The following is a 24,045-nucleotide window of genomic DNA, read 5'->3' on the forward strand; positions in this document are numbered from 1 at the left end:
GACTTAACGCGGCAGGTAACGCCGCGCCGTATTCAACGTACCACAAACACACACCAGATACTATGCTCACCCTGATTTAATATTTAGGTATAACTTTTATACTAGGTTGCTTGAACTAATTAAACGGTATATCAACCCAGCAGGTATCTCCCCAGAGCACCGTCCCAGCCCCGGCAGTTATCGTCACAACCTGCTCGTTGGCGCGCTCCAAATCCTCGGTGCGGTCAAATACTCCCATAGAAATCTGAGCCCCATCCGCTAAATAGTCAGTACCCAAAATGTTCAGCCCACACGCCCTCATCTCATTCTCCAAACGGCCCGCATCCGCATGAGACGCCGCGACAACCCCCACCCGCACACGCTCCCGCGAATCGAAGCTAGCCGCATCTAGAGTCTGTGCCACCGCATCTGTATAGGCACGCACCAGCCCTGAGGCGCCCAATTTAATACCGCCGAAATAGCGCACCACCACCGCCACCGTATCCGAAAGATCAGTGGTTCCATCCGGTCGGCTCTGCCGCGCTAAAAGAGCCTGAAGCATTGGAATACCCGCCGTACCAGCTGGTTCACCATCATCAGAAGAACGCTGCACATCCCTATCAGCACCCACCACAAATGCCGAACACACATGCCGTGCATCATGGTAGGTTTTGCGCAGCGACTCAATATAATCCCGGGCTTCATCTTGAGAACTCACCCGTTTGATATGCCCAATAAACTCGCTACGCTTAATCTCAAGCAGATGCTCGTACTCTTCGGTACCGTGCGGAACGGTATACCGGTTAGCACGGGTCTGAACGGCAATATCCTGGGGACTATTCACCCTACCTATTTTATTTTATTAGGCGGTCGCATGACAGAAAAAACACTTCGACGGTACGCAATCACCGGCGGTATCGGCAGCGGCAAAAGCACAGTAGCCGCAATGTTCGCCCGCCTGGGGGCGGTCATCATTGATGCGGATGCTATCTCACGAGACCTCATGCGCCCTACAGAAAATACGCTCAATGCCGTTGTTGCAGAATTCGGCCCCGATATCCTGCACCCGGACGGCACGCTCAACCGTTCAGCCTTAGCGGCTTTGGTGTTCTCCGATGAGGACGCCCGCACCCGCCTGAACAATATTGTGCACCCGGCCGTACGCGCCCGTGCGGATGCTTTGGTGGAGCAGGCTCGGCGTGCCCCCGGGTTCTCAGGCATTATTATTGACGACATTCCGCTTCTAGCCGAGACGAACCGTGCCGCAGAGTTCGACGGCGTCATTGTGGTACGTACCAGCCTGGAGAAGCGACTCACCCGCCTCATGGAGACACGGGGCATGGCTGAAGAAGACGCGCGGGCCCGTATCGCAGCCCAAGCCACAGATACCCAACGCGCCGCCATTGCCACTTGGATTATCGACAACGACGGCTCCGCAGAAAACACACAAACCCAAGTGGAACGCATCTGGGCACTCATGACCAACCATTAACGATCCAGTCCGTCATAGACGCAGCAAAGGAGGGGCTCCCACCAACCTGTGTGGTGAAAGCCCCTCCCCTATGCGCTCAATCAGTTACAGGAGCGTGAAACTAGGCTTAGTTGCCGGTCAGCTTCTTACGGAGCTCAGCCAGCGCCTCATCAGAAGCTAGGGTGCCTGCCGAAGACTTATCGTCGGAGGAGTAGGAAGTCGGTGCGGGCTCCGCAGCAACCGGTGCGGATGCAGCGGCTTCCGCGTCAGCCTCCAGGGCCTTGGCGACCTGTACCTTGTGTGCCTCGAAACGAGCCTGGGCCTCGGCGTACTGAGCTTCCCATGCCTCGCGCTGCGCCTCGTAACCTTCGAGCCATTCGCCCTTCTCGGGGTCGAAGCCCTCGGGGTACTTGTACTCGCCGTTCTCGTCGTACTCTGCGGCCATGCCGTACAGTGCGGGGTCGAACTCGGTGGCGTTGGGGTCAATACCCTCATTAGCCTGCTTGAGGGACAGCGAGATGCGGCGGCGGTCCATGTCGATGTCGATGATCTTCACGAACAGTTCTTCGCCAACCGAGACAACCTGGTCTGCCAAATCCACGTGGCGCACAGCCAGCTCGGAGATGTGAACCAGACCCTCGATGCCGTCTTCCACGCGGACGAACGCGCCGAAGGGAACAAGCTTGGTGACCTTGCCGGGAACGATCTGGCCCAGGGCATGGGTACGGGCGAATGCCTGCCACGGGTCTTCCTGGGTGGCCTTCAGAGACAGCGAGACACGCTCGCGATCCAGGTCTACCTCTAGCACCTCGACGGTGACCTTCTGGCCAACCTCGACAACCTCGGAGGGGTGGTCGATGTGCTTCCAGGACAGCTCGGAGACGTGCACCAGGCCGTCCACACCGCCCAGATCCACGAAAGCACCGAAGTTGACGATAGAGGAAACCACACCATCGCGCACCTGGCCCTTTTCGAGCTGGTTGAGGAAGGTGGAGCGAACCTCAGACTGGGTCTGCTCAAGCCATGCACGGCGGGAGAGCACCACGTTGTTGCGGTTCTTATCAAGCTCAATGATCTTCGCTTCAAGCTGCTGACCAATGTAGGGTGCGAGGTCACGGACGCGTCGCATCTCAACCAGTGACGCGGGCAGGAAGCCACGCAGCCCAATGTCGAGGATAAGGCCGCCCTTGACAACCTCAATGACGGTACCGGTGACAACACCGTCGTTTTCCTTGATCTTTTCGATGTCGCCCCATGCGCGCTCGTACTGTGCACGCTTCTTGGAGAGAATTAGGCGGCCTTCCTTGTCCTCCTTGGTGAGGACGAGAGCCTCAATTTCGTCGCCGACGGTTACGACTTCGCCGGGGTCAACGTCATGCTTGATGGAGAGCTCGCGGGAGGGAATGACGCCTTCGGTCTTGTAACCGATGTCGAGCAGAACCTCATCGTGATCAACCTTAACAACCTGACCGGAGACGAGATCGCCATCGTTGAAGTACTTGATGGTCTCGTCAACTGCCTTGAGGAATTCTTCCTCGTTGCCAATGTCGTTGATTGCGACCTGAGGGATGTTGGTGCTCATATAGTTAGGGCTCCAATTGGATTACTTATAGGTCGGCGCATCCACCATGGCAGGTATGCCTCGGCCTCCGGTAATGCGCTGTGAAGCGCTCGCCCCGGAAGGATGCGTCGAGTCTGACGGATACTTACCGCGCATACCGTAATAACCAGACTATTCGGTGAACCGTCTAGTAAAGCCCCCACCAGTGGTGAGGGCGCACAGAAGTGCCAATACACGCAATTACTAGTGTATGCGAATCTCGGGCGTGTCGTCAATGAACAACACGCATCTAAGGCGAATGCAACGGCGTGTAGCCGCCACACATCGTACTTTACCCCAGCTAATGTACTGCCGTGACAGCAGCCAGGACTTCCTTAATGCCCGGCTTCCTGCCAGGATTTACCCCAGCCAACCTGCACATCCAACGGAACCGACAGCTGCGCTGCACCGCTCATCTCTTCCACCAGGATACGCTGTGCAGTTTCCCGTTCCCCTCGTGCAACCTCAAGGATGATCTCGTCGTGCACCTGCAAGAGCATACGGGTTTTCAGGTTTTCGTCGCGCAGGCGTCGGTGAATATTAATCATCGCGATTTTAATAATGTCTGCTGCAGTACCCTGAATTGGGGCGTTTAGCGCGGCCCGTTCAGCCGCCTCACGCCGGGTGCGGTTGGGCGAGTCTAAATCAGGGAGCTGGCGGCGGCGGCCAAAAATAGTCTGCGTGTAGCCGTCAGCGTGGGCCTGTTTCAGCACGCCGCGCAAGAAACGTCCCACGCGCCCGAACCGTTTAAAGTAGTTCGTGCGCAACTGGCCCGCCTCATCAGAGCTAATGTTCAGCTGCTTCGCCAGCCCGAAACGAGACAACCCATACGCCAGCCCGTACGACATCGCCTTCACCTTCGAGCGCATCTGCGAGGTCACGTCCTCAGGAGCCACACCGAACACTTCAGACCCCACGAAACGGTGCAGGTCTTCGCCTTCTTGGTAAGCGGCAATAAGCTTCTCGTCCTTTGCAAGATGCACCATAATACGCATCTCAATCTGCGAGTAGTCGGCGGTTAGCAGCCCCTCATACTCCACACCGTCAATAGGATGAGGCGCCACAATAAACGCATCACGGATGCGCCGCCCCGCCTCAGAACGCACCGGAATGTTCTGCAGATTTGGCGCGGTTGAAGAAAGACGCCCCGTGGATGCTGCCCCCTGCTGGAAGGTGGTGTGCACACGGCCGTCAATACGTGCCGCTTTCTGTAGCCCCTCAACGGTCTGTTTGAGTTTCACATTATCGCGGTACCCCTGCAAAGATACTAAAAACTGAGCCCCGTCAGATTCGGGAGAGATCTTACCCAGCAGGTCAGTCATTGACTCTGAATCAGTCGAGTACCCGGTTTTTATTTTGCGGGTCTTTGGCAACCCCAGCTTCTCGAATAGTACAGTCTGCAGCTGTTTCACCGAAGCCAAGTTCAGCTCTTCGCCGTCGATATGTGACCCCACCACGGCCTTCGCCTGTTCTTCAGCGGCGCTCGCACGCGAGGCGAATGTTCCGTTGAGCTCCTCAAGCAGGGCATCAGAGACGGCAATGCCAGCACGCTCCATATCGGCGAGCACATACAGTAGCGGCAGTTCAATATCCTCATAGATTTTCAACTGCCCCTGTTCCGCCATCTCAAAGTGGAGCTGCCGCGCCAGTTCACGAATAACCCGGGATACCTGAGTGAAATAACGCAGGTTTTCGGGTCCCATAATGTCCTCCGGCAAGAATACGAGCTCACCATAGTCCTCCGTGGGAATCCACAGGTATTTCTCCGCCAAGTCTTCAATACGTTCCGCGAAAAGACGGCGTGTAGTAGCGGGGATATGCCCGCACATGTACGACGAAAGAGCGGGATCCTCCACGGCACCTTCTAACTCGTACCCGTTTTCGTGCAGAAGCTTCCGCTGAATCTTTAAGTCCATCACGATTTTGTGCGCGTTCCTATCGGAGAGCCACGCCGCGAGTGCGCTATTGAGCTCTTCTCCGATAGTGACGGTATCCACCCACAGGGAAGAGCTTTTGCCGGTGAGGATTAACCCCCGAAGCACGGGATTCTCTTCGGCCGAGCGGATTTTAGTTTTTGTGGTTTTCACGCCTTCACGGGCCACAGGCACATCAATAACCGGCAGGAGGGTTACGGCGCCTTTAAGACGTTCAGGCACATCAAGGCCTTCACCGTAGCCTTCGGTAGCAGCCTGGGTGCACCAATGGCGAAGCTGCGCGGCGGTTTGCGCGGTGACCGGTTTATCCGTTGCGATAGGCTCAAAGACAGGCCCAGAAGGTAACGTTTTCGGGGCGGCGGGTTGCTGCCCCGGCACGGCAAAGAGCGTCCCCTGCCCGAATTCATCAACCTCACCCCCAGCGGTTGCTGCTGCAGTGCGCGTGGCAGCCCCAGCAGCACGCACTACCGGGCCTAACGTGTCATGGGCGCGTTTGCGGATGGTGCGGAATTGAACCTCATCGAAGAAGGAATCCAGCGCGTCAAGGTCGGGAAGGAACCTGGTGTCTTCCCCCAGGTCCAGCGGTATGTTGAGGTCATCCACCAACTGGTTGAGGCGACGGTTACGGCGCACGTTCTCAATATTTTCGCGAAGGGCCTCCCCTTTTTTGCCTTTAATGTTGTCTTGGTTGGCGATCACCCCGTCAAGGTCGCCGTATTCGGTTAACCATTTTGCAGCGAACCCGGGCCCCACGCCGGGAACGCCGGGCAGGTTATCGGCCTGTTCACCAGTGAGCGCAGCAAGGTCGGGGTATAGGCGTGGGGGTACTTTAGTTTTTTTCTCTACGGCAGCAGGATCCATCAGCTGGATACCCTTGGAGGGGCCTGTGGTGACGGGGTACAACAGGGTCACTTTGTCGGTAACCAGCTGAAAAATATCGCGGTCGCCCGAGAGGATAAATACTCGGTAGTTCTCTTCGGTTCCGCGGCGGGTAAGGGTGGCGACAATGTCGTCGGCCTCGTAGTTCTCCTGCGTGAGCGCGGGGATACGCAAGGCGGTGAGCATCTTCTTAATCAGGTCGATCTGCCCGTCAAATGCCTGCGGGATCTCGGTTCGACCACCCTTGTAGTCGCTGTATTCTGCGGTACGGAACGTGCCACCAGGCAGGTCAAAGGCAACCGCAATGTGGCTGGGGCGGTAGTCCTTAATGATGTTGAGCAAGGTTGAGAGGAAGGCGTGCACAGCTTCAGTATGCTGCCCATCGCTACGCACAAAGACGTGCTGCCCGGTTTTCTCGGCCATCGTGTAGATACCGAAGAAGGAGCGCAGGGCTAGGGAATGGCCATCAATCAGAAGGAGGGTCTTATCAGAAGTACTCATCTACTCTAGTTTACCGTTGAGGTCTATGGATGTTGAGGCGGTGGTGATCGCAAGTGTTCTGCAACGTCATACGACTCAGGAGCCGCCACGGTGAGCGCGCCTTAACGTATAGGGAATACACCCCGCGCGGTTTCGGCGCACCCACGGACTACAGTTGCGGTATTAGCCAGCGTTGTTTAGCGCCACCGTAATTTTGGTGATGGAATCGGCATTAATGGGGGTGGTGCCGCTGGCGTGCACATCTATCGCGGAGTTCACGTGTTTACCGGTGACCGGATCAATATGGAACCCCACCTCAACGTTTTTGTGGGTTCCGGCCTTATCAAGTGCAATAACCGTGCCGTCCGGCAGCAGGGTGAGATGATTCGCTTTCCCCGAGGCAATGTGCACCTCAGCCACCACACTTTTGGTGCGCGCATCAATAACAGCGACCGTTCCCCCGCCACTATCTGCCGGGTGCACCGAGGTGGGACCGAAGTCGGTGAGGTACACCAAGTCCCGGGTTTCGTCCGCGATAATGTCTGTGGGAGTTATCCCATAAGGGATGAACTGTTTAAACGAGCCGCTGATTTTATCAAGCACCTGAACCCCGGAGTTCTTGCCGTTCTCACCCTGAGTTGAGACATATATTTCGTTGAGCGAGTTATTGATTGCCACCCCGTGGGTATTGACGCGTGAGAAGTCGGAGGTCTCTCCGGCAGGAACATTAATGGTGCGTACTGCCTCCCCAATAGCGGGGCTTACCTCATACACTTTGTCTAGGTTGTAGTCGCTGAGGTAGATATTCCCGCCAAGGGTATCACGGGTAACAGTGAGGGTGTGCGGCAGGGAGCCAGGTACTGGGTTGTGGGCGGTGATTGCGTAGGTTCCGGTATCAATAAACCAGTACCCGCCGGGGCCGGTCACTACGGCTTTACCGATGTCCTCTAGCACCAGCACTTCACGCGGGTGATTCACAGGCTGTTGTTCTAGCGATACGTCGGGCTGGTAGCTGCTCCAAATAGGGGCGAACGTATCACGGTCGTATACGGCCACGGAGGAGGTGGTCGGGTCAGTCACCCAGATAGTGCCACGCGTATCATCAACGCTCAAGCCGAATGCGCCGCACAACTGGTATTCACCGATCAGGTTAGGGTGTGCCTCATCAATGACGGGTAGCTGCGCGGTTGCTTCAATGGCCAAGGTCTGCGGGTCAACGCGGGCGATAGTGGCCACGCAGGAACCGCGGTGTGAGGCGGCGTTGAAGGTTCCTGCGATATATATTTTCTGGGTTTTCGGTGAATAGGCGGCGAGGAACTGCCCTGGCAATCCCTGGTTCTGTTCAGCGATTATCTCAAGGGTACGGGGAGCGTTAGGGGGCGGGTTTTTAGACATGTTTCTCTCCGTTTCATCTGCACTGGCTGGGGCGCGACGGGTTTTCTCGCGGTAGTTTTCTCACCCTATCAAAAAGGGTTTCCGTGCGCTTTAAATGTTGCTTCGTGCCACATAAATTATGGAGGTAAACGTTTATTGTGCAGCTGCTCCAAGGCTGCACCCATACTGTTTGCAGCTTCCACGCCCGTAACGCCCACACCGCAGCCTGTGCATGGTGTATTGCCGCGGTTTTGTGGTTGCGCTGCTGGAATAAGCGGCGGTACTCAGGTTACGATAAAGCCTTATAGTTACACGATAGCCGTGGAACCAGAAATAAACACACGGATTCACAACTTTGAGGACATCATGAAAGTGCTTCAGAAAATCCCGCTTCTGGCGTGGATTGTTATCGCCATCCTTGGCGGCGTGCTCATCGGTTCGCTCACACCAGGGCTTATTAGCGGCATTAACTCCGCTGCGAAAATTTCCATTCCCACCGACGTTGTGGTGCAAATTTTTGTGTCGTTCTCCACTATTTTTAGTGCGTTTTTGAGTTTCGCTATCCCGCTCATCATTATCGGTTTCATCGTCCCGGGTATTGGTTCCTTGGCCCAGGGCGCAGGGAAGATGCTGGGGGTGACGGTAGGCCTGTCATACCTGTCAAGTATTGTCGCGGGGTTCTTAGCGCTTACCGCAGCCCTTTTCCTGTACCCGATTCTCCTCAAGGGTCAGCAGCTTGAATCGTTCGATAACCCCGAGAACGCGCTTTCCAGCGGATATGTCACGTTTAAACTTGAGCCCATTATGAGTGTGATGAGCGCCCTCATACTTTCATTCATCCTCGGTCTGGGTATTACAGCGCTCAAAAGCAGGTCGATGCTGAACCTTTTCGAAGATTTTCAGGTGATCGTCGAGAAAATGCTCGGCTACGTGATTATTCCCCTGCTGCCGGTGCATATTGTGGGGGTGTTTGCGAATATGACCCTCGCAGGCCAGGTGGTGAAGATCCTGTCAGTTTTCGGCATGGTGTTCCTTATGGTTATTATTCTGCACTGGCTCACCCTGTGTATTCAGTACACGGCGGCCGGTGCGGTCTCTAAACGCAACCCGGCGAAGATGCTTAAAACCATGCTCCCGGCGTATTTCACTGCAATCGGCACCCAGTCCTCGGCGGCTACTATCCCTGTTACGGTGCGTTCCGCTAAAAAAGCTGGTATTGCGTCCCGAGTGGTTGATTTTGCTATCCCGTTGTGCGCCACAATCCACCTGTCGGGGTCGATGATTACCATCACCTCATGCGCTGTGGCGGTGCTATATATGACGGGGCAGAACCCAAGTTTTGCCTCTGTCACCCCAGTCGTGCTGATGCTGGGCATTATGATGGTGGCAGCCCCTGGCGTACCCGGCGGTGGCGTTATGACCGCTATCGGCTTGCTGGAATCAATGCTGGGCTTTAACGAGTCAATGATTGCGCTCATGATCGCCCTGTACCTGGCGCAGGATTCCTTCGGCACCGCTACCAACGTGACTGGGGACGCGACCATCGCAACATTTACCGAGCGGTTTTCTAAGCTCATGGGCATTAACCCCGACTCCGAAATCCGTGATGAAGATATTGAGAAAGCCGAGTCTATATCGGCTTAGCGCCTACCGGCCGCAGCCCGGCTACTCATTCTTATAGAGGATGCGCCCACCGCCTGCTACACGGCGGTGGGCGCATCCCCTATATTATGGACGGACGCGTGCCACACTGCTGGCAAGGGCCCCGCTAATGTGCTGGCATCCTTTCCAGCCCCAATAGATACGGTGCTGGGCAATCAGGCCCTGCTCAATGATCATGAGCTCTAAAATATCGATCTGCTCACCGTCTGGGGTTTCGCGCGGGTATTCCCATACGAGCATCCTGCCGTCCGTCAGGTATTCACCGGTCCGGTACCATTTCACCAGCTCGTTGGGGCGGCGTTGAGTGCCTTCACTCAGGAACCGCTCAATCTCTTTTTTGCCGTGTAGCACCCCGCTGCGGGCATCATCAAGGATTGCCGGAACCAGCGGACTTTCAAACACAGCATCTTCAGCGTAGAGACTCAGCAGCCCTTCTGTGTTCCGTTCTTGAGCGTAGCTGTGCCACAGCTCAAAAATCTGTTCTACGGTGTTCATCATGTCTCCCGGTCAATACCGGCCCTGTAGCACTAGAAACCGGCATATTAGTTTTAGTCGAAGGCGTCTCTTACCCAACGGTAGTATTCTTATTCGGGTTTCTCAAGGGGCGGTGGGGCAGGGGTACACTTATAGGCATGACTGATTCCAGCCTTGAGCTTTCCCCCACCGTTATCGCGGAACTGACCGCGCACGGTGTTCCTGAGAAATTACATCCTCTTTTCCCGCATGGTCTTGGCGGGCTTATCCCCGCTATGGGTATTCGCCTGAGCGAGTTATCCGCCGAACGTGCGGTAGCCACGATGCCCGTCGCACCAAACACTCAGCCTGCGGGGCTCCTGCACGGTGGGGCGTCCGTAGTTCTTGCTGAAACCCTTGGCTCCCTAGCCTCCGGAGTGCACGGGGGTATAGAACGCATGGCTGTGGGGGTGGATGTTAACGCAACCCATCTGCGCCCAGCAACTGCAGGATATGTAACCGCTGTGTGCACCGCCGTTAAGCTGGGACGCACCGTCTGCGTTCACACCATAGAAATTACCGATGAGGCTGGCAGAGGCGTATGTTCGGCGCGCATCACTAATATGCTCATCCCCCGCACCGCCCGCTAAAGTACCATCCATGGAAAGGAGCCTCATGCCACGCGCCCCTTATTATCAGCGGTATCCCAAGATTAAACGGGCCAAACGCATTGCGATGCCTATTCTTATTGGGGCTGTTATTGTCTGTTTTATTGCTGCATACAACCTGGGCGGCCTATGGTGGCCAGCACTGTTAGTTGTGACGGTCGGGGCCCTATGGGCCAGCTCGCCAACCGCTCCCCCGCTAAAACATGATGATGAGGCAACCTTCTCTAAACGTTAAAAGATTAAGGTGTGTGCCCCCATAACGTTACGTTATGGGGGCACACACCTTCTGCTACAGCTCTCTATAGTTCCTATGACAACTGCTTAATGATGGTGTCTGAAACTTCGCGCATTGAAAGACGACGATCCATCGAAGTTTTTTGAATCCAGCGGAATGCTTCAGGTTCGGTCAGGCTCATTTTGGTAATGAGCAATGACTTTGCGCGGTCCACTAGTTTACGGGTTTCGAACTGGTCGCGGATAGTGCCCACTTCTTTTTCAAGGGCACGAATTTGCTCGTACCTGGCAATAGCCACTTCAATGGCAGGGAACAGGTCATTGGGAGTGAACGGTTTTACCACATATGCCATGGCCCCAGCCTCAACCGCGCGGTCCACCAGCTCCTTCTGGCTGAATGCGGTTAAAAGTACTACGGGGGCAATTTGTTCCTTACCGATCTCTTCGGCGGCGGTAATGCCGTCCATAATGGGCATCTTCACGTCCATGAGCACCAGATTAGGCCGGTGCTTTTGGGCGAGCTCAATGGCGGTTTTCCCGTTATCGGTCTCAGCAACAACTTCGTAACCGCGTTCCCGTAGGATTTCCACGATGTCGAGACGGATCAGCGCTTCGTCTTCGGCAACAACAACGGTGCGTGCCGGAGCGTCTGCGTCTCCCTCGTGGTCATGAGTGGTCTGCTCTGACAAAACTCTCTCCTTTTGCAATTTCTTCTCGTCTCAAGTCTACAGCAGTTCATATTTCTTCATCTACAGTACACACTTGTTTCATTCAGAAATTTAGGGTAGAGCACGGTTGGGCGTTGTTTTCCCCTAAATTCGATTTTGCGGCGCCGTATGATGTAGAATCAATGCCGTACACATTGCGTGTGCGCCCGAGTGGCGGAATTGGCAGACGCGCCTGACTCAAAATCAGGTTCTACGGAGTGTGGGTTCGAGTCCCACCTCGGGCACCCCACACATCTGGGATTCATCAGCTCTGAATCACAATCACCGATTTTATTGGCGGGCACATTATCACCCGCTACCTTCATGAAAAGGTTGAGCCCCAAGGAAATTTCCTTGGGGCTCAACCTTTTCATAAACTCGAAAACCTAGAGAATCTGGGCCTACCCGAGTATTAGTCGTGATCTTCGTCGGCGTAAGGACGCACTGCTTCACGTTCCTCTGGCAGCTTAGCCCCGGTCTCGTCACGGTCACCGATGCGGTGCACCCTGACCGTATTGGTCGAGCCAGCAACACCGGGAGGCGAACCGGCAGTCATGACGATCAGGTCGCCCTTCTCTGCCAAGTTATGCTCCATTAGGTAGTCGTCCACAATCTTGGTCATACCATCAGTATCAGCAGTGAGCTGCGCGTGGGCTGCTTCAACACCCCACAGCAGCGAGATAAAGGCACGGACCTTCGGGTTCGGGGTAAACGCAAGCACAGGCTTCTTGGGACGCAAACGAGCCAAACGGCGGGCGGAGTCACCCGACTGGGTGAAAGTGCTGATGTAATCAACATCCAGCTGCTCAGCAATATTTACTGCTGCCCGGGTAATAGCGCCGCCGCGGGTACGCGGCTTACGGTCGAGTTCGGGCACACGGTACAGGCCCTTCTTCTCGGTATCACTAATAATGGAGGCCATCGCTGAGATCGTAATAATCGGGTACTTACCCACTGAGGTCTCACCGGACAGCATGACCGCATCAGCACCGTCAAGAATTGCGTTGGCGCAGTCAGAGACCTCCGCGCGAGTGGGGGTTGGGTTGCTAATCATCGACTCAAGCACCTGGGTAGCTACAATCACAGGCTTAGCCCAGCGGCGAGCCATTTGAATAGCTTGCTTCTGCACCAACGGAACTTCAGAGAACGGCAGCTCAACACCCAGATCGCCGCGTGCAACCATAATGCCGTCGAACTTATCAATAATGTCCTGCAGGTTCTCCACCGCCTGCGGCTTTTCGATCTTGGCGATCACGGGGATGCGCAGCCCTTCTTCCTCCATGATCTCGTGCACACGCTCAACATCTTTGCCGGACCGGACGAAGGAAAGCGCAATAATGTCTACGCCTAAGCGCAGTGCAAAACGCAGGTCATTTTCGTCCTTCTCGGTCAACGCGGGTAGCGAAACAGCCGCACCAGGCAAGTTAATGCCCTTGTTGTTTGAGATCGGGCCACCCACGATAACACGGGTACGAACACGGGTTGGGGTAACTTCAACAGCTTCAAGCTGAATCTTGCCGTCGTCCAGCAATAGTTTATCGCCAGGCTTCACGTCGCCGGGCAGCCCCTTATAAGTGGTACCGCAGATTTCCTGAGTACCTTCTACCTCTTCAGAGGTAATGGTGAAGTCGGCACCGGGCTCAAGGATTTCTTTCTCGTTCTTAAAACGCTCCAAGCGGATCTTCGGCCCCTGCAAATCGGCAAGAATTGCAACTTCCTTACCGAGCTTTGCGGACTGTTCGCGAATAGTGTTGTAAGAGTTGGTGTGAACATCATGGTCACCGTGGCTCATGTTCAAACGGGACACATTCATGCCCGCATTGATTGCCGCGGCGATTTTGTCGGGTGCGGAGATGGAGGGACCGATTGTTGCAACGATTTTTGCTCGCCTCATGTACCTAACCTTCGTGAGTTGTGGCGCGGGCCTTAGGGCTAAGACCCATTGTTTGTGCGGGAGCACACGGGGAAACTCCCACATGTATCCACAGAAAACCGCACGTTCACAACGTGCTGTATTATGAATATCCTGCCTTCAAGTATAGGACTTTTGCCCGCAGATTGGGAGAGAAAAGGGGTGATAGTCTCATAGTTGTCAACCATTTTTGGAGGGTTAATACCCACAAGTCTTCTATTGTGAATAGAGTCACCCTTGAGGTGATTTCACATTTAGGGGCACCTGCCCTAGACTTGAATCAATAATTAGTATCTTTTATGCAAATTTGCCCTGGAGGTTGCCGGTGTCCACCACACGCGCACTTATTATCTACGGCTCAGTCTATGGCTACACAGAGCAGTACGCCACATGGCTCGCTGAAGATCTACGAGCTTTGCCTCAGGCACCCGAGGTCGAAACGGTTCCCGCCGCTAAGGTAACCCCCGAACAGGCAGAAGCTGCTGACGTTGTAGTAATTGGTGGGAGTGACTACGGTGGATTCCTGACCGGAGCACCCTCATTACGCAAAAAGATTGTTCCCCTCTTACTGCCCAAGCGCAAACGCACCGCCTTTTTCACCGTTTCATTTACTGGTGAGTATTCCAAGGACCTCTTAAATAAAGCTGTCGCCAAGAGTTACACTGCTGAGCTCACCGAAGGACAGCCTGTTGCTCACTTACGCGGCGGCATTAAATGGTCAGAGCTATCCTTAACCCATAAGGCAGCCCTCAAAGGCCCTGTTCGTGCCTGGCTTGCCGCTAAGCCCAACCCAAATGAGGGCATCCAACAGATGCTTGATTGCTATGGTACCGAGGGAGCAGACTACACCAACCGCGCATCCCTTGAGCCATTTGCACAGGAAGTAGCAAAGCTTATCTAATTCAAAGAGCACTTCCCTACAAACTTGCCCCATACCAACGAGGGCAATAGATACACGGTCGGAGGTTTTTCTCTCCTCCTCCGACCGTAGGTTTCCGAGTACAGCGGATGCGAGGCCGCGTTAACTGTATTTGGAGAGCTGGAGGTGGGTCTTGTGTGTGCGGCCCACCTCCTTTTTTATTCTCAAAATACACACACATTATTCTCACCTACACATACGCATTTCCCACCTGGCCCCAGAACCACATTCCTCGCAGCAAAACTACAGATCACCCCGCCAGAAAAAAGACCGAGACAGACCTTGCACTCATAGTGTGTCACTCAAGCCCGCTGGATAAGGTGGCGACTTCAGACCCATACCGCACACAGGCACACGCCCCCTTACCAAAGAAGGTAACTAAGAGGGGCAAGGGCAGCAGGTCTGCACCTTCACAGATGTGCATAGATTAGCAGGTAGTCTCTGTAAGCCGTGGACCGCTCCCACGATCCCACAGAACACCATCAATCATTGAACGTGACATATCTCATGGGTATTTTTATGGGTGGCAAAAAGCAGATAATGGTTGCACCTTATACGTAATAATAACCCTAAGAAGACAAGGGCATACCTATACACTACCTTTCGATATACACCACATCTTTATTCTTCCCACCTCGATCACCTAAGGAACATACTGTAATAACAACCTGCATAGGTATGCGAGTATTTTTGCCTGACCTATACGAGCGTCAGCCGTACCAGTAACCAATCACTCCCCCAGCCTTCACTCCCTGCAGAACATCCACATCCTCCTTAAAGAGACGGTCAAGGCCTTACCTAAGCGTCAGCACCACAGAAATCGAAGAAGGCAACTCAAGATGCAAGGGATTGTGGCACAAATCATCTCCAATTAGAAGAAAAATTACTTTCCAGTTGAAGAATATGCGTGCACGGATTAGCATAAAAATTCAATCTTTATACAACGCTCTATGAACCTTTAGCTTCAACTAACCACCTCAACCATCGCACACACTTTATGTTATGTTCAATCAGATACTAGAATACTCTTACCTTTATGTATTCGTTCCTTAAGGCTTTAGTCCAACAAATTCTACCCCTACCTGAAGGGGCCCGTTAACTGAGTATCTATCTTGAAAATTAACAAAATCTTTCCCTACAATGAGATGCGTGCAAGGGTGCATCTTTATTGTGAGCTCTCAGTAAAGATGCAAAATAATCCAGGGGCATTAAAAGACCCCGAAAGCACTAATGCGTAGATGTCACTCAACTTCACGTTTATTCACACTCAAACACAAGTCTATTTGAAGATTGCAGGTTACTTATACTATGAGCCTCTTCTCTCGGAATCAGAAACTATCTAAATGCCTGGTCTCGCTAGGTGCTCTCTCCATGCTGGCAGGTTCTTTCGCCCCAGCTGCCGCGGCTGAAGAACCCGTCACTGACCCCTCCGCCACGATATCTTATGAGGATGTTCCCCCGCCCACCGAAGACATGAACACCGCCATGGGTGCTGGTGAGCGTAAACGTCTTGGCCTACCAGCTGAAGGCGCTACCGAGGCACCGGGCGGGCACGGGCGTGCCAAAGGAGTTGGCCCTGCAGCAACCTGGACGCCCAGCGGCGGCACCCTCGGTATGGATGTCTCCTCTCACCAAGGCAATGTGCGTTGGCAGGAAGCATACAACGGCGGTGCACGCTTTGCGTACACCAAAGCAACTGAGGGCACCTACTACACCAACCCTTACTTCGCACAGCAGTATGTTGGATCAGCCGATGTTGGTATGATCCGCGGAGCCTACCACTTTGCCAACCCCCGCACCTCCTCAGGTGCCGACCAGGCTCGCTACTTTGTGAACCATGGTGGGGGCTGGAGCAATGACGGCCGCACCCTTCCTGGTCTACTCGACATTGAGTTCAACCCCTACTCCCAGTATGGCAATACCTGCTACAACCTGAGCCCTGCCCAGCTGACTAACTGGATTCGTGATTTTAACGAAACCTACCGCTCACTCACCGGACGCTACCCTATGGTCTATACCGCTAACTCTTGGTGGAGCCAGTGTGTAGGAACCGGCGAGTTCGGTAAGACTCTGCTTCACCTGGCGAACTATAACTATGTTCCCGGTCCCACTCCCAACGGGTGGAAGTCCTACGATATTTGGCAGTTCTCAGCCGACGGCCCGTTTGTTGGTGACTCCAATTTCTTCCCTGGTTCCTTCAATGATCTGAAGGCTTTAGCCTCCAACCCGCAGGCAACCAACCGCTCATGGCACCCGGCTACGCCCGCACCGGCTCCTAAGCCCGCAGTAAAGACCCGTTTCAGCGATGTTCCTACTCACGCGGCTTTCTACACTGAAATTGAGTGGCTTGCTTCACGGAATATCACCACCGGTTACGGTGATGGTACTTTCCGCCCGGATCAAAGCGTAGAACGCGGCGCAATGGCAGCATACTTCTACCGGATGGCTGGCTCTCCCGCTGTAAACCTGCCGAAAACGTCCCCCTTCTCGGATGTGCCCACCAACCATCCCTTCTATAAGGAAATCGTGTGGATGCACCAGCGCGGTATCACCACCGGTTACGGTGATGGTACTTTCCGCCCGAACGATGCCGTCAGCCGTGAAGCAACTGCAGCATTCTTGTACCGTTACAGCGGCAGCCCCGCCATCCCGGCAGTTCACGGTTCCGGGTTTAAGGATGTTCGCGCCAATAACTCCTTCTACCGCGAAATCATCTGGCTTGAGTCCCGGAAGATCACCGCAGGTTACGGTGATGGCACTTTCCGCCCGTACGATTCTGTTAGCCGCGGAGCTATGGCAGCATTCTTGTACCGCATGCGCTAACCACCTGCTAGGTATGCATAACTGAAAGGGTGTTCCCCCTACCCATGTGGGTAGGGGGAACACCCTTTTCTCTAGTAAGGAGGATTTACCAGATACTTGCGAAATCGAGCACCATACGCCCGGTAATCTTACCTGCGCCCATCTCCTCGAATACCTGCGGAGCCTCTTCAACCTTACGCAGCTGAACCAGCGGAACAACGAGCCCATCGGCGCCGAACTGGAACGCCTCAGCAAGATCCTGGCGAGTACCAACCAGCGAACCGAGCACGCGAATCCCATCAAGAACAATCTTCGCGATAGACAGTTCCATCTTCTCGGGCGGAAGCCCCACAGCTACTACGCTGCCCCCGGCACGCACGCTTTCAACCGCCTGGTTAAAAGCGACCTTCGATACCGCAGTCACTACGGCGGCTTGTGCTCCCCCGCCAGTCACCTCACGAATCTTCGCTGGCACATCCTCAACCTCACGACCGTTAATCGTGACGTCGGCACCGGTTTCAGCGGCAAACTTCAGCTTGTCATCATTAATATCGACGGCAATAACCTTGGCGCCGAAAACCTTCTTGGCGTACTGCACCGCCAGGTTGCCCAGCCCGCCAGCACCGTAGGCGACCAACCACTGTCCCGGCCGCACCTGAGATTCCTTCGTCGCCTTATAGGTGGTTACGCCCGCGCAAGTAATCGAGCTTGCCTGTGCAGCATCCAAACCTTCGGGGACCTTCACGGCATAGTCCGCCGTAACGAGGGCATACTCACTCATGGCGCCGTCCACGGTGTAGCCCGCATTCTTGACGGTACGGCACAGCGTCTCCCGGCCGGAGGTGCAGTATTCGCAGTGCCCGCATCCTTGGAAGAACCAGGCAATAGAGACTCGATCGCCGGGCTTGAGAGATTCAACGCCTTCACCAACTTCGGTGACAATACCAATACCTTCATGCCCCAAGATGCGTCCCGGAACCTTACCAAAATCGCCAGCTGCAACGTGCAAGTCGGTGTGACAGACGCCGGAATACTCTAGCTTTACGAGTGCCTGGCCGTACCCCACCTCGGGTACGGGAACATCAGTAACGACTACTGAGCCATCAATGTGTTCAGGAACAACAACTGCCTTCATGAGAACCTCCAGTGTTTTAGCTCACTATAAGATGTAGTTTTAACCATAAAACGCACATAACAAATTTTCTATAATACAGTGAACTATTCCACTAACCACATGACAATATTTACCATTTTTATATGTGTTTAGGGTACTCTTGTGCAAAGTATTAGAAACTTAAACTGAAACGAAAAACACATGTTTGAAGATGCTCATGACAATATGGTATTCACCGATCCAGAAACCGGAGATCAACTTATTTTTCATAGAAAAACTTGGCTGTGCACGATACACGGAATACTAACCCGTTACCTTGGCTTTACCCCTGAACTGGCATATGACATGATAAAGAATGCCCCACTATGCTCTGACGCAGGTATTAACTACCATTCTGTGGGCATGCTCTGCCACGACGAAGAATACCACTGGGCTATGATACTAGCCTACGGCGAAGGGTACTGGCACAAGGGCCACACAGTGGATCAGCCACAAGACTACTATGACTGGGAGGAAAAATACAGAAATGATAATAACCTCAAGCCCTACACGATGGAGTAGAGCCTATTTAAAATCCCCGCTGTGCTTCCCGGATAATTCTTGACTTCGCCGCTCGCACGAGTAGCCTATAGTCATTATCAAAAGGTTCTGCCAATATAGATTCCAGTAAACATTCAAATTCTTCAAATATTAGCTGCGTGGCAGAATCCAACTCATTATTTTCGTGCTGGTTAGACTGGGCGATCCAGTCAAAGATAACCAGCAGCTCATCATTGCTGAATCGGATCGTGCAGTCCCCATCCTTTTCAGTGTAACCTACTGCATCCACTATTCCTTCTCCCGCCCCTCAGTAACAAAACTTTGGCAAGATAACCGTTATTCATTATGGGTGCATGCCCTTACCTCTAAAAGGGTTTATATTGCTGACGGCCTTATTGTGTTGTTATTCCAAGCCCCAGCCCATGTTTATTTAAAAAGTTGACATAACATCCGCAATACATCTCGCTCCATCAAAAATTTTAAATTTCGTACCCAGCGGTATTTTGTCATTTTTTCTTATAAGAAACCGAGCTCTTGCATAACTCATATTTTTACTTGGTAAGTGCTCGTAAATATCTAAGACTATACTCCTAGGAAAATTCTCTTGAAAAACTCCATCTTCAAATTCACTTACAGGATAAAAAAGACCAATAGGGGGAATCGTCTTCCTACCGCCTTCTTCTCGAGATCTCCAATAAATTTGAACGTTAACAGTATTATCAGCATTCATTACTACATCTCCCAGAGCTCTAATATCGACATTTTAAGATTCTACACTATTTTCGGTTAACGTGTTTGTGCCAACTGATTTTGAGGAACTGGTTCTTATCAACCATACCTACAGAAAATAAAACCCTGGATTCTTCTAAACTCAATTAATAATAAAATTTTATCAAACTGTCCATATACGAAACTTTTTAGCATAATCGAACATAGTCTAAAAGACTCAATAAACCATTTTCCATCTATCATACCTTGCGAAGGAAGTCACTGCCCACCACAAACTGGAGAAGAACTACTGTTATTCTTCCTAGCACTGGGGATTAAAGAACATCGTTCACCCGATTGAAAAGTTCTAATGTATTACGCTGACCTATGAGTCGGGAAAATAGTTCCCTTATAAAGGTTAAAATAAATCATTCATATTTACTTTTAATTAAGTTACCTGCAACCAATAAATTATGGTGAATTTTGCATACACATTCATCAATCCAACCATAATGAATATCATTATTAATAGAATAATAAACATCATCTGTTAAAACTTTCTTACCTGCAGTTAGTCTATTTTTTAATGAAACAAAAATACTTCCTTCCTGAGGCCAGTTCGTACAGCGTGAAAGCTCAGTTATAACATTCCCTGCTGTTATTTCTTTATCTAGAATAGATTGCAGCTCTTCACATAATTTAAATATATTATAATTCTTCATAAAATCTCTCTATATATTAATTATATTACTTGGCATTAAGTCAATTTACGCCTTGCTGGGATTATAATATCGCGTTCCACCACCATTATCGCATTTGTTCATTTGCCGCTCCAATCGGCCACTTCATGGAGGGATACTGATTTGTGGTGTGAATATTCTTCAGGTGGCTTTTTGGAGTCTTTAACGAAAAACAGTGCATATTTCCGATAGCCTGAAACGGATGAAAGCCGAAACCTTCTGAGCGTAGAGAACATACCCTACCTGAGCAGGCTACTATTTGCTAATTTCCAATAGCCGCTACAATAAATGTAATACCTTAATGCTGAATGTATCTTTTAATGTTAAAGAGCTTATATTAACTTCTTCAATTTTTGATTTATCTTTCTCAAATGAATATTTGTACATCTTCCTACTTAAAATATCGAAGAAATAGCCATAGAAATAGTCACTATTATTTTCATCTTCAACAAAATCTGTAATATAAATATTTTGTGTATCTACATTTAAATAGTCTTTTATTTGTTTAAATAAATTTGGAAACTCGATAGGAAATTCTTGCGTTAATTCTTTAATATCATCAAGAAAGACTTCATCGGATATATTATTTAATATTATTGGTTCCATTTTAAATTCTTTATTTGTAATTTAATAAAATAACTTTTGCATTAAAAATTTTGTATGTATAAAAATTTCATTTTACATGCACATTTTGACTTTTCTGACGCATGGGTTATGGCACTACTGTAGAGCGATTTTCGCTCTGCTTCTCTTCTTCATTTCTCCATAATTACCCTCTAGCCAAAGCTAACATCGTCTTGATACCTTTACATGGACTTAATACGTTTACTATAGCCTTCTATTTTGTCTGCTACAGCTGGATCTGAACCCATTTTTTGGAGCACTATATACCAACCCCTAAACATATCAGCTTACCTCATCGCTTTCGGCGCATATCCATAAAGACTCTTCCCCACCCGCAAGACCTGTGCCATGCTTTCAGGTAATCTGAACGGTGGAAGTAAGGCTACCTGAAGAACTATTGGGTTTGGCAACCCAGCTTACTCGCTAAACAAACAAGCACATATATTAAATATACCTTTTATATTTAGCATTGTTCAATATTTCTAATTGCTCATTAGCTAATTCCAGTAGCGAATCATCAAACTCTAAAGATTTGATTTTGCACAAAAGAATTATGGAAACAACTCTCCTGACTAAACTTGACCTAATAGAAGTTTCATATAGAACACCTTTATATTCTTCGCAAGAACGGATTTCATCGTTAAATTTATTAATAGCTTGGTGAGAATTATTCCATTCAAGATCAATGGCGTATCTATTACTGCTTCCGTCTTCATTTATAAAATCATACACCGTTTTATAATGGCAGAATATCTGGTTTTCCAATACTTCATTTCCGCCCATTGCCAAGATGGCAAAATAAATATCTTCTAAAATATGTTCTATGCAATACCAGTGATTGTAATTTCCTTCAAATTTTATTGTCCGGAAATAAGGTAATGTGTCTATCAAGAGTTGGTGTTGTTTGTTTACCAATAGGCTAGAATACAAATCTTCCAGTGTTCCAAGTGTTCTTTTTAATCTAATAGAAAATTTCTTTTCCAGTCTGCCGATATACTTTTCTTGCGCTGCTGTTTTACAGTTGTTTTTAATTAAGTTGATCAGTTCAATATGGTCCATTAGTTCTCCAATTGTTTATGTAATTAAGAGTTTAAATTTTAATCCGTTAGGCAAGTGTTGTTAAGTAGCTGACTGACGCACAGCAAAGGCTACCTGAAAGTTTTTCAAACGACCTTACAGTTTGGTTGGGTCTTGGCCCAACCTAATTGCTCACTGGATTTAGTTTTCTGGGAAAATTTCCCTATAACCGTTAGTGATATCTCCTGGAGCCCATGGAGCCCATATTCCTCTCTCCCATGAAATTTTATTGCATTTTAGGATACTAATTATTTCCTCTTCCAGGATTTCTTTCTCTTGAAAAATCTCTTGATGCAGATCTATATCTAAAACGTAGTTCTCGTCACACAATAAATCAGATAAATCATCATATCTATCTATAACAATAACTTTATATTTTTCAGTTTCTCCTACAGATAACAATCTACCATCATCATTCACTGTTTGTAATTTGATATTAAATGCAATTGCAATTTTATTTGTGATATCCTCGAAACTAATATCATCTGTTAGAACAATACTAAGTATTTTATAGTATTCCATAACTTGCGCTCTCTAAAAATACTTACCTAATTGTTTTTGACCATCGTCTTTTCTTGCTAAATCTTCTAATTTGCGAGTTTTGAAAATTCCAAATCTCACCTTTTCTCCTTGTAAAATTATATAGAATTTACTTTTGCTGAACTTCGGAAAGGAATTATAACCCCACATATCAGTCCATTTCAAAGAGTTCGGATCAAACTGATAAAGATTCTCCCCACCCAGCACCCCAATTGGGCCCTGATTTACAAACAACCTATTTTAAAGCTCATAGTACCACATCAGTTCGTAATGCAGCCGTTCCCTTCATCAAAATACTAGTTCTATAATCTGAAAATCTGAACAGCTGTGCAAATTCCAATAAACCTACTCGGCTTTTCAGACGACAAAGAGGCCGAATTCGTAACGGATGACAAATTTACTCTGAGTCTTATAGATACCACGGCGTAGCTTGTCGCATTCCATCAGATTGGTGCTGCCGTCGGCAAACACCCGTTTGGTCAACTCGTTGTTGTAATCGTAATAATATTGCTCGGTACGGCCCAACACGTCGGTTACCTCGGTATAACCGTCGTGATAGGTAAAACGCCATTCCTCGCCCAACGAAGTCCAGTTGCGAAACACCTTGCCGGTCGGAGTGTAATGGTCGTATTCGTATTCCGCTACCAATCCGGCCGCCTCCGTGTGCGACACCATCAGATTGTTTTTATAACCGAAGCTGCGTTTGACCGTGCCGTCGCGGCCGATGACGCGGACCAAGTCGCCGCTGCTATTGCATTCGTAGCGGACCAGCGGACTGCCGACCCGGACCGTTTCGCCGAAGACCGGCAAACCCTCCAACAGCGACACCGACAGCAGCCGCATTTTGGCAGACTGCTCGTCCGGATTTTTGCTGAACCAGATCTGTTCGCTTTCGAACAATACCGGTTCCTCATCATCTTCCGACTTCCGGCAGCGGGAACAAACGGCCCTGATCGTCAATATAGACCAATCCCGCCGCATCACGAATAAATGCGCTGGCAACCCGACACACTCCAACCCTCGCCAAGCCAGCCAATACCGTCTTGGTCGGAATAATAGCTGCGGCTCCAGACCAGCGGCAGGATGTCTTCAAAAGCAAAGTCGGCTTCACTCTCCAAAAACTTCAGCCCGTGTATCGATTGACCGGACGACCGGCAGCGGCCTTACAGGAAATACAGGGTTGGGCAGCAGCTTTCCTTTGGGCTTGTTGTTCATATAGAACATATCACCGGTACGAATGATGTGGCGCTTGCGGATTTTAACCGAAGAAGAATGCATCATCGGCCAGGCAGGTTTGATGGCGGTACGGGAAAGTATGCCCTTGCGACCGGGCAGGGAGAGTTCGTCACCGGTGGTGCGGTTGGTTTTACTGACCTTAAAGACAATGGCAGGCTTACGGTTGAGACGTACGTCTTTGGCAACGGTCTTGGCACCGCCCAGATCGGCGAAGAGCGGGAAGGGAATGGGCGGTGTGACAGGCGGAGCAGGAGGAGGCACCCAGCAGAAATCGGGGAGGGTACAGATTACATAGAAATCACTGCTTTTACAGGCGATTTTATTAAATGCCATGGCGGCTTGCTCCTGTTGGGGGGGGGTGGGGTCGTTTGAAAATTTTTCAGACGACCTTA

24 protein-coding genes and 1 tRNA gene are annotated in these 24,045 nt (G+C 50.9%); 8 read left to right on the plus strand and 17 right to left on the minus strand.

From position 1 onward, the window contains the following. Window positions 1–115 precede the first annotated feature (115 nt). Window positions 116–805 carry an IMPACT family protein gene (locus D8M41_RS04440; RefSeq protein WP_037287645.1) on the minus strand — a complete coding sequence of 230 codons (690 nt, stop codon included), beginning with the start codon at window positions 803–805 and terminating at the stop codon, window positions 116–118. Window positions 806–853: 48 nt separating this feature from the next. Between D8M41_RS04440 and coaE the strand changes: the two genes are divergently transcribed. Then, window positions 854–1,471 carry a dephospho-CoA kinase gene (gene coaE, locus D8M41_RS04445; protein ID WP_006887350.1) on the plus strand — a complete coding sequence of 206 codons (618 nt, stop codon included), beginning with the start codon at window positions 854–856 and terminating at the stop codon, window positions 1,469–1,471. Window positions 1,472–1,577: 106 nt separating this feature from the next. Here coaE and rpsA read toward each other — a convergent pair whose 3' ends face one another. The 3 genes from rpsA to D8M41_RS04460 all read right to left on the minus strand — a co-directional run bounded on the left by rpsA (window position 1,578) and on the right by D8M41_RS04460 (window position 7,738). Further along, entirely contained in the window at window positions 1,578–3,032 is a 1,455-nt protein-coding gene (gene rpsA / locus D8M41_RS04450; protein ID WP_006887293.1) for a 30S ribosomal protein S1, read from the minus strand. Window positions 3,033–3,385: 353 nt separating this feature from the next. Beyond that, window positions 3,386–6,364 (minus strand): DNA polymerase I, encoded by a 2,979-nt coding sequence (polA, locus tag D8M41_RS04455; RefSeq protein ID WP_023133295.1) that lies wholly within the window; start codon window positions 6,362–6,364, stop codon window positions 3,386–3,388. Window positions 6,365–6,526: 162 nt separating this feature from the next. Continuing rightward, entirely contained in the window at window positions 6,527–7,738 is a 1,212-nt protein-coding gene (locus D8M41_RS04460) for a YncE family protein (RefSeq protein ID WP_023133293.1), read from the minus strand. Between the two features lie 345 nt (window positions 7,739–8,083). On the opposite strand from D8M41_RS04460, the gene D8M41_RS04465 reads away from it, so the two are divergent. Beyond that, the gene (locus D8M41_RS04465) at window positions 8,084–9,361 is read left to right on the plus strand and encodes a dicarboxylate/amino acid:cation symporter (protein WP_037287604.1); all 1,278 of its coding nucleotides are present in this window, start codon (window positions 8,084–8,086) and stop codon (window positions 9,359–9,361) included. A gap of 84 nt (window positions 9,362–9,445) precedes the next feature. Here D8M41_RS04465 and D8M41_RS04470 read toward each other — a convergent pair whose 3' ends face one another. Then, on the minus strand, window positions 9,446–9,877 hold the full coding sequence (locus D8M41_RS04470; protein WP_023133350.1) for a nuclear transport factor 2 family protein: 432 nt from the start codon (window positions 9,875–9,877) through the stop codon (window positions 9,446–9,448). A 134-nt stretch (window positions 9,878–10,011) separates the two neighbouring features. On the opposite strand from D8M41_RS04470, the gene D8M41_RS04475 reads away from it, so the two are divergent. Together D8M41_RS04475 and D8M41_RS04480 are read left to right on the plus strand one after the other, a co-directional pair. Next, entirely contained in the window at window positions 10,012–10,482 is a 471-nt protein-coding gene (locus D8M41_RS04475) for a hotdog fold thioesterase (RefSeq protein WP_023133349.1), read from the plus strand. A 25-nt stretch (window positions 10,483–10,507) separates the two neighbouring features. Then, window positions 10,508–10,735 (plus strand): hypothetical protein, encoded by a 228-nt coding sequence (locus tag D8M41_RS04480; protein ID WP_006888017.1) that lies wholly within the window; start codon window positions 10,508–10,510, stop codon window positions 10,733–10,735. 73 nt (window positions 10,736–10,808) lie between these two features. Here the strand turns inward: D8M41_RS04480 and D8M41_RS04485 are convergent, their stop codons facing one another. Next, window positions 10,809–11,423 carry an ANTAR domain-containing response regulator gene (locus D8M41_RS04485; protein WP_006888011.1) on the minus strand — a complete coding sequence of 205 codons (615 nt, stop codon included), beginning with the start codon at window positions 11,421–11,423 and terminating at the stop codon, window positions 10,809–10,811. Between the two features lie 183 nt (window positions 11,424–11,606). On the opposite strand from D8M41_RS04485, the gene D8M41_RS04490 reads away from it, so the two are divergent. Further along, window positions 11,607–11,686: transfer RNA gene (locus D8M41_RS04490), tRNA-Leu, on the plus strand. A gap of 167 nt (window positions 11,687–11,853) precedes the next feature. Here the strand turns inward: D8M41_RS04490 and pyk are convergent. Beyond that, window positions 11,854–13,335, minus strand: a complete 1,482-nt coding sequence (gene pyk, locus D8M41_RS04495) for a pyruvate kinase (RefSeq protein ID WP_126499968.1) — start codon at window positions 13,333–13,335, stop codon at window positions 11,854–11,856. Between the two features lie 343 nt (window positions 13,336–13,678). Between pyk and D8M41_RS04500 the strand changes: the two genes are divergently transcribed. Both D8M41_RS04500 and D8M41_RS04505 read left to right on the plus strand, forming a co-directional pair. Then, the gene (locus tag D8M41_RS04500) at window positions 13,679–14,254 is read left to right on the plus strand and encodes a flavodoxin domain-containing protein (protein ID WP_037289029.1); all 576 of its coding nucleotides are present in this window, start codon (window positions 13,679–13,681) and stop codon (window positions 14,252–14,254) included. A 1,326-nt stretch (window positions 14,255–15,580) separates the two neighbouring features. After that, on the plus strand, window positions 15,581–17,095 hold the full coding sequence (locus tag D8M41_RS04505) for a GH25 family lysozyme (RefSeq protein ID WP_126926476.1): 1,515 nt from the start codon (window positions 15,581–15,583) through the stop codon (window positions 17,093–17,095). Between the two features lie 85 nt (window positions 17,096–17,180). On the opposite strand, the gene adhP is transcribed toward D8M41_RS04505, so the two are convergent. Next, window positions 17,181–18,209 carry an alcohol dehydrogenase AdhP gene (adhP, locus tag D8M41_RS04510; RefSeq protein ID WP_126926477.1) on the minus strand — a complete coding sequence of 343 codons (1,029 nt, stop codon included), beginning with the start codon at window positions 18,207–18,209 and terminating at the stop codon, window positions 17,181–17,183. Window positions 18,210–18,389: 180 nt separating this feature from the next. Between adhP and D8M41_RS04515 the strand changes: the two genes are divergently transcribed. Further along, window positions 18,390–18,749, plus strand: a complete 360-nt coding sequence (locus D8M41_RS04515) for a hypothetical protein (protein ID WP_126926478.1) — start codon at window positions 18,390–18,392, stop codon at window positions 18,747–18,749. A gap of 7 nt (window positions 18,750–18,756) precedes the next feature. On the opposite strand, the gene D8M41_RS04520 is transcribed toward D8M41_RS04515, so the two are convergent. The 9 genes from D8M41_RS04520 to D8M41_RS11775 form a co-directional block, all read right to left on the minus strand. Next, complete coding sequence (locus tag D8M41_RS04520) at window positions 18,757–19,017, minus strand: hypothetical protein (protein ID WP_126926479.1); 261 nt, start codon at window positions 19,015–19,017, stop codon at window positions 18,757–18,759. 141 nt (window positions 19,018–19,158) lie between these two features. Next, window positions 19,159–19,458, minus strand: coding sequence for a hypothetical protein (locus D8M41_RS04525; RefSeq protein WP_126926480.1), 300 nt, complete (start codon window positions 19,456–19,458; stop codon window positions 19,159–19,161). 406 nt (window positions 19,459–19,864) lie between these two features. Further along, window positions 19,865–20,158, minus strand: coding sequence for a hypothetical protein (locus tag D8M41_RS04530; RefSeq protein WP_126926481.1), 294 nt, complete (start codon window positions 20,156–20,158; stop codon window positions 19,865–19,867). Between the two features lie 297 nt (window positions 20,159–20,455). Beyond that, entirely contained in the window at window positions 20,456–20,782 is a 327-nt protein-coding gene (locus D8M41_RS04535) for a hypothetical protein (protein WP_126926482.1), read from the minus strand. Between the two features lie 462 nt (window positions 20,783–21,244). Then, the gene (locus tag D8M41_RS04540) at window positions 21,245–21,859 is read right to left on the minus strand and encodes a hypothetical protein (protein WP_126926483.1); all 615 of its coding nucleotides are present in this window, start codon (window positions 21,857–21,859) and stop codon (window positions 21,245–21,247) included. Window positions 21,860–22,018: 159 nt separating this feature from the next. Further along, window positions 22,019–22,399 (minus strand): hypothetical protein, encoded by a 381-nt coding sequence (locus tag D8M41_RS04545; protein WP_006888015.1) that lies wholly within the window; start codon window positions 22,397–22,399, stop codon window positions 22,019–22,021. A gap of 375 nt (window positions 22,400–22,774) precedes the next feature. Continuing rightward, window positions 22,775–23,317, minus strand: a complete 543-nt coding sequence (locus tag D8M41_RS11770; protein WP_006888020.1) for a hypothetical protein — start codon at window positions 23,315–23,317, stop codon at window positions 22,775–22,777. A gap of 80 nt (window positions 23,318–23,397) precedes the next feature. Further along, entirely contained in the window at window positions 23,398–23,535 is a 138-nt protein-coding gene (locus D8M41_RS12135; RefSeq protein ID WP_219098660.1) for a DUF6531 domain-containing protein, read from the minus strand. Next, the gene (locus tag D8M41_RS11775; RefSeq protein WP_006888013.1) at window positions 23,525–23,986 is read right to left on the minus strand and encodes a PAAR-like domain-containing protein; all 462 of its coding nucleotides are present in this window, start codon (window positions 23,984–23,986) and stop codon (window positions 23,525–23,527) included. The genes D8M41_RS12135 and D8M41_RS11775 overlap by 11 nt, the downstream gene beginning before the upstream one ends. Between the last annotated feature and the right edge of the window lie 59 nt (window positions 23,987–24,045).

Origin of the sequence: Rothia sp. HSID18069, from assembly GCF_003989155.1 — a bacterium.
Lineage (GTDB): Bacteria > Actinomycetota > Actinomycetes > Actinomycetales > Micrococcaceae > Rothia > Rothia aeria.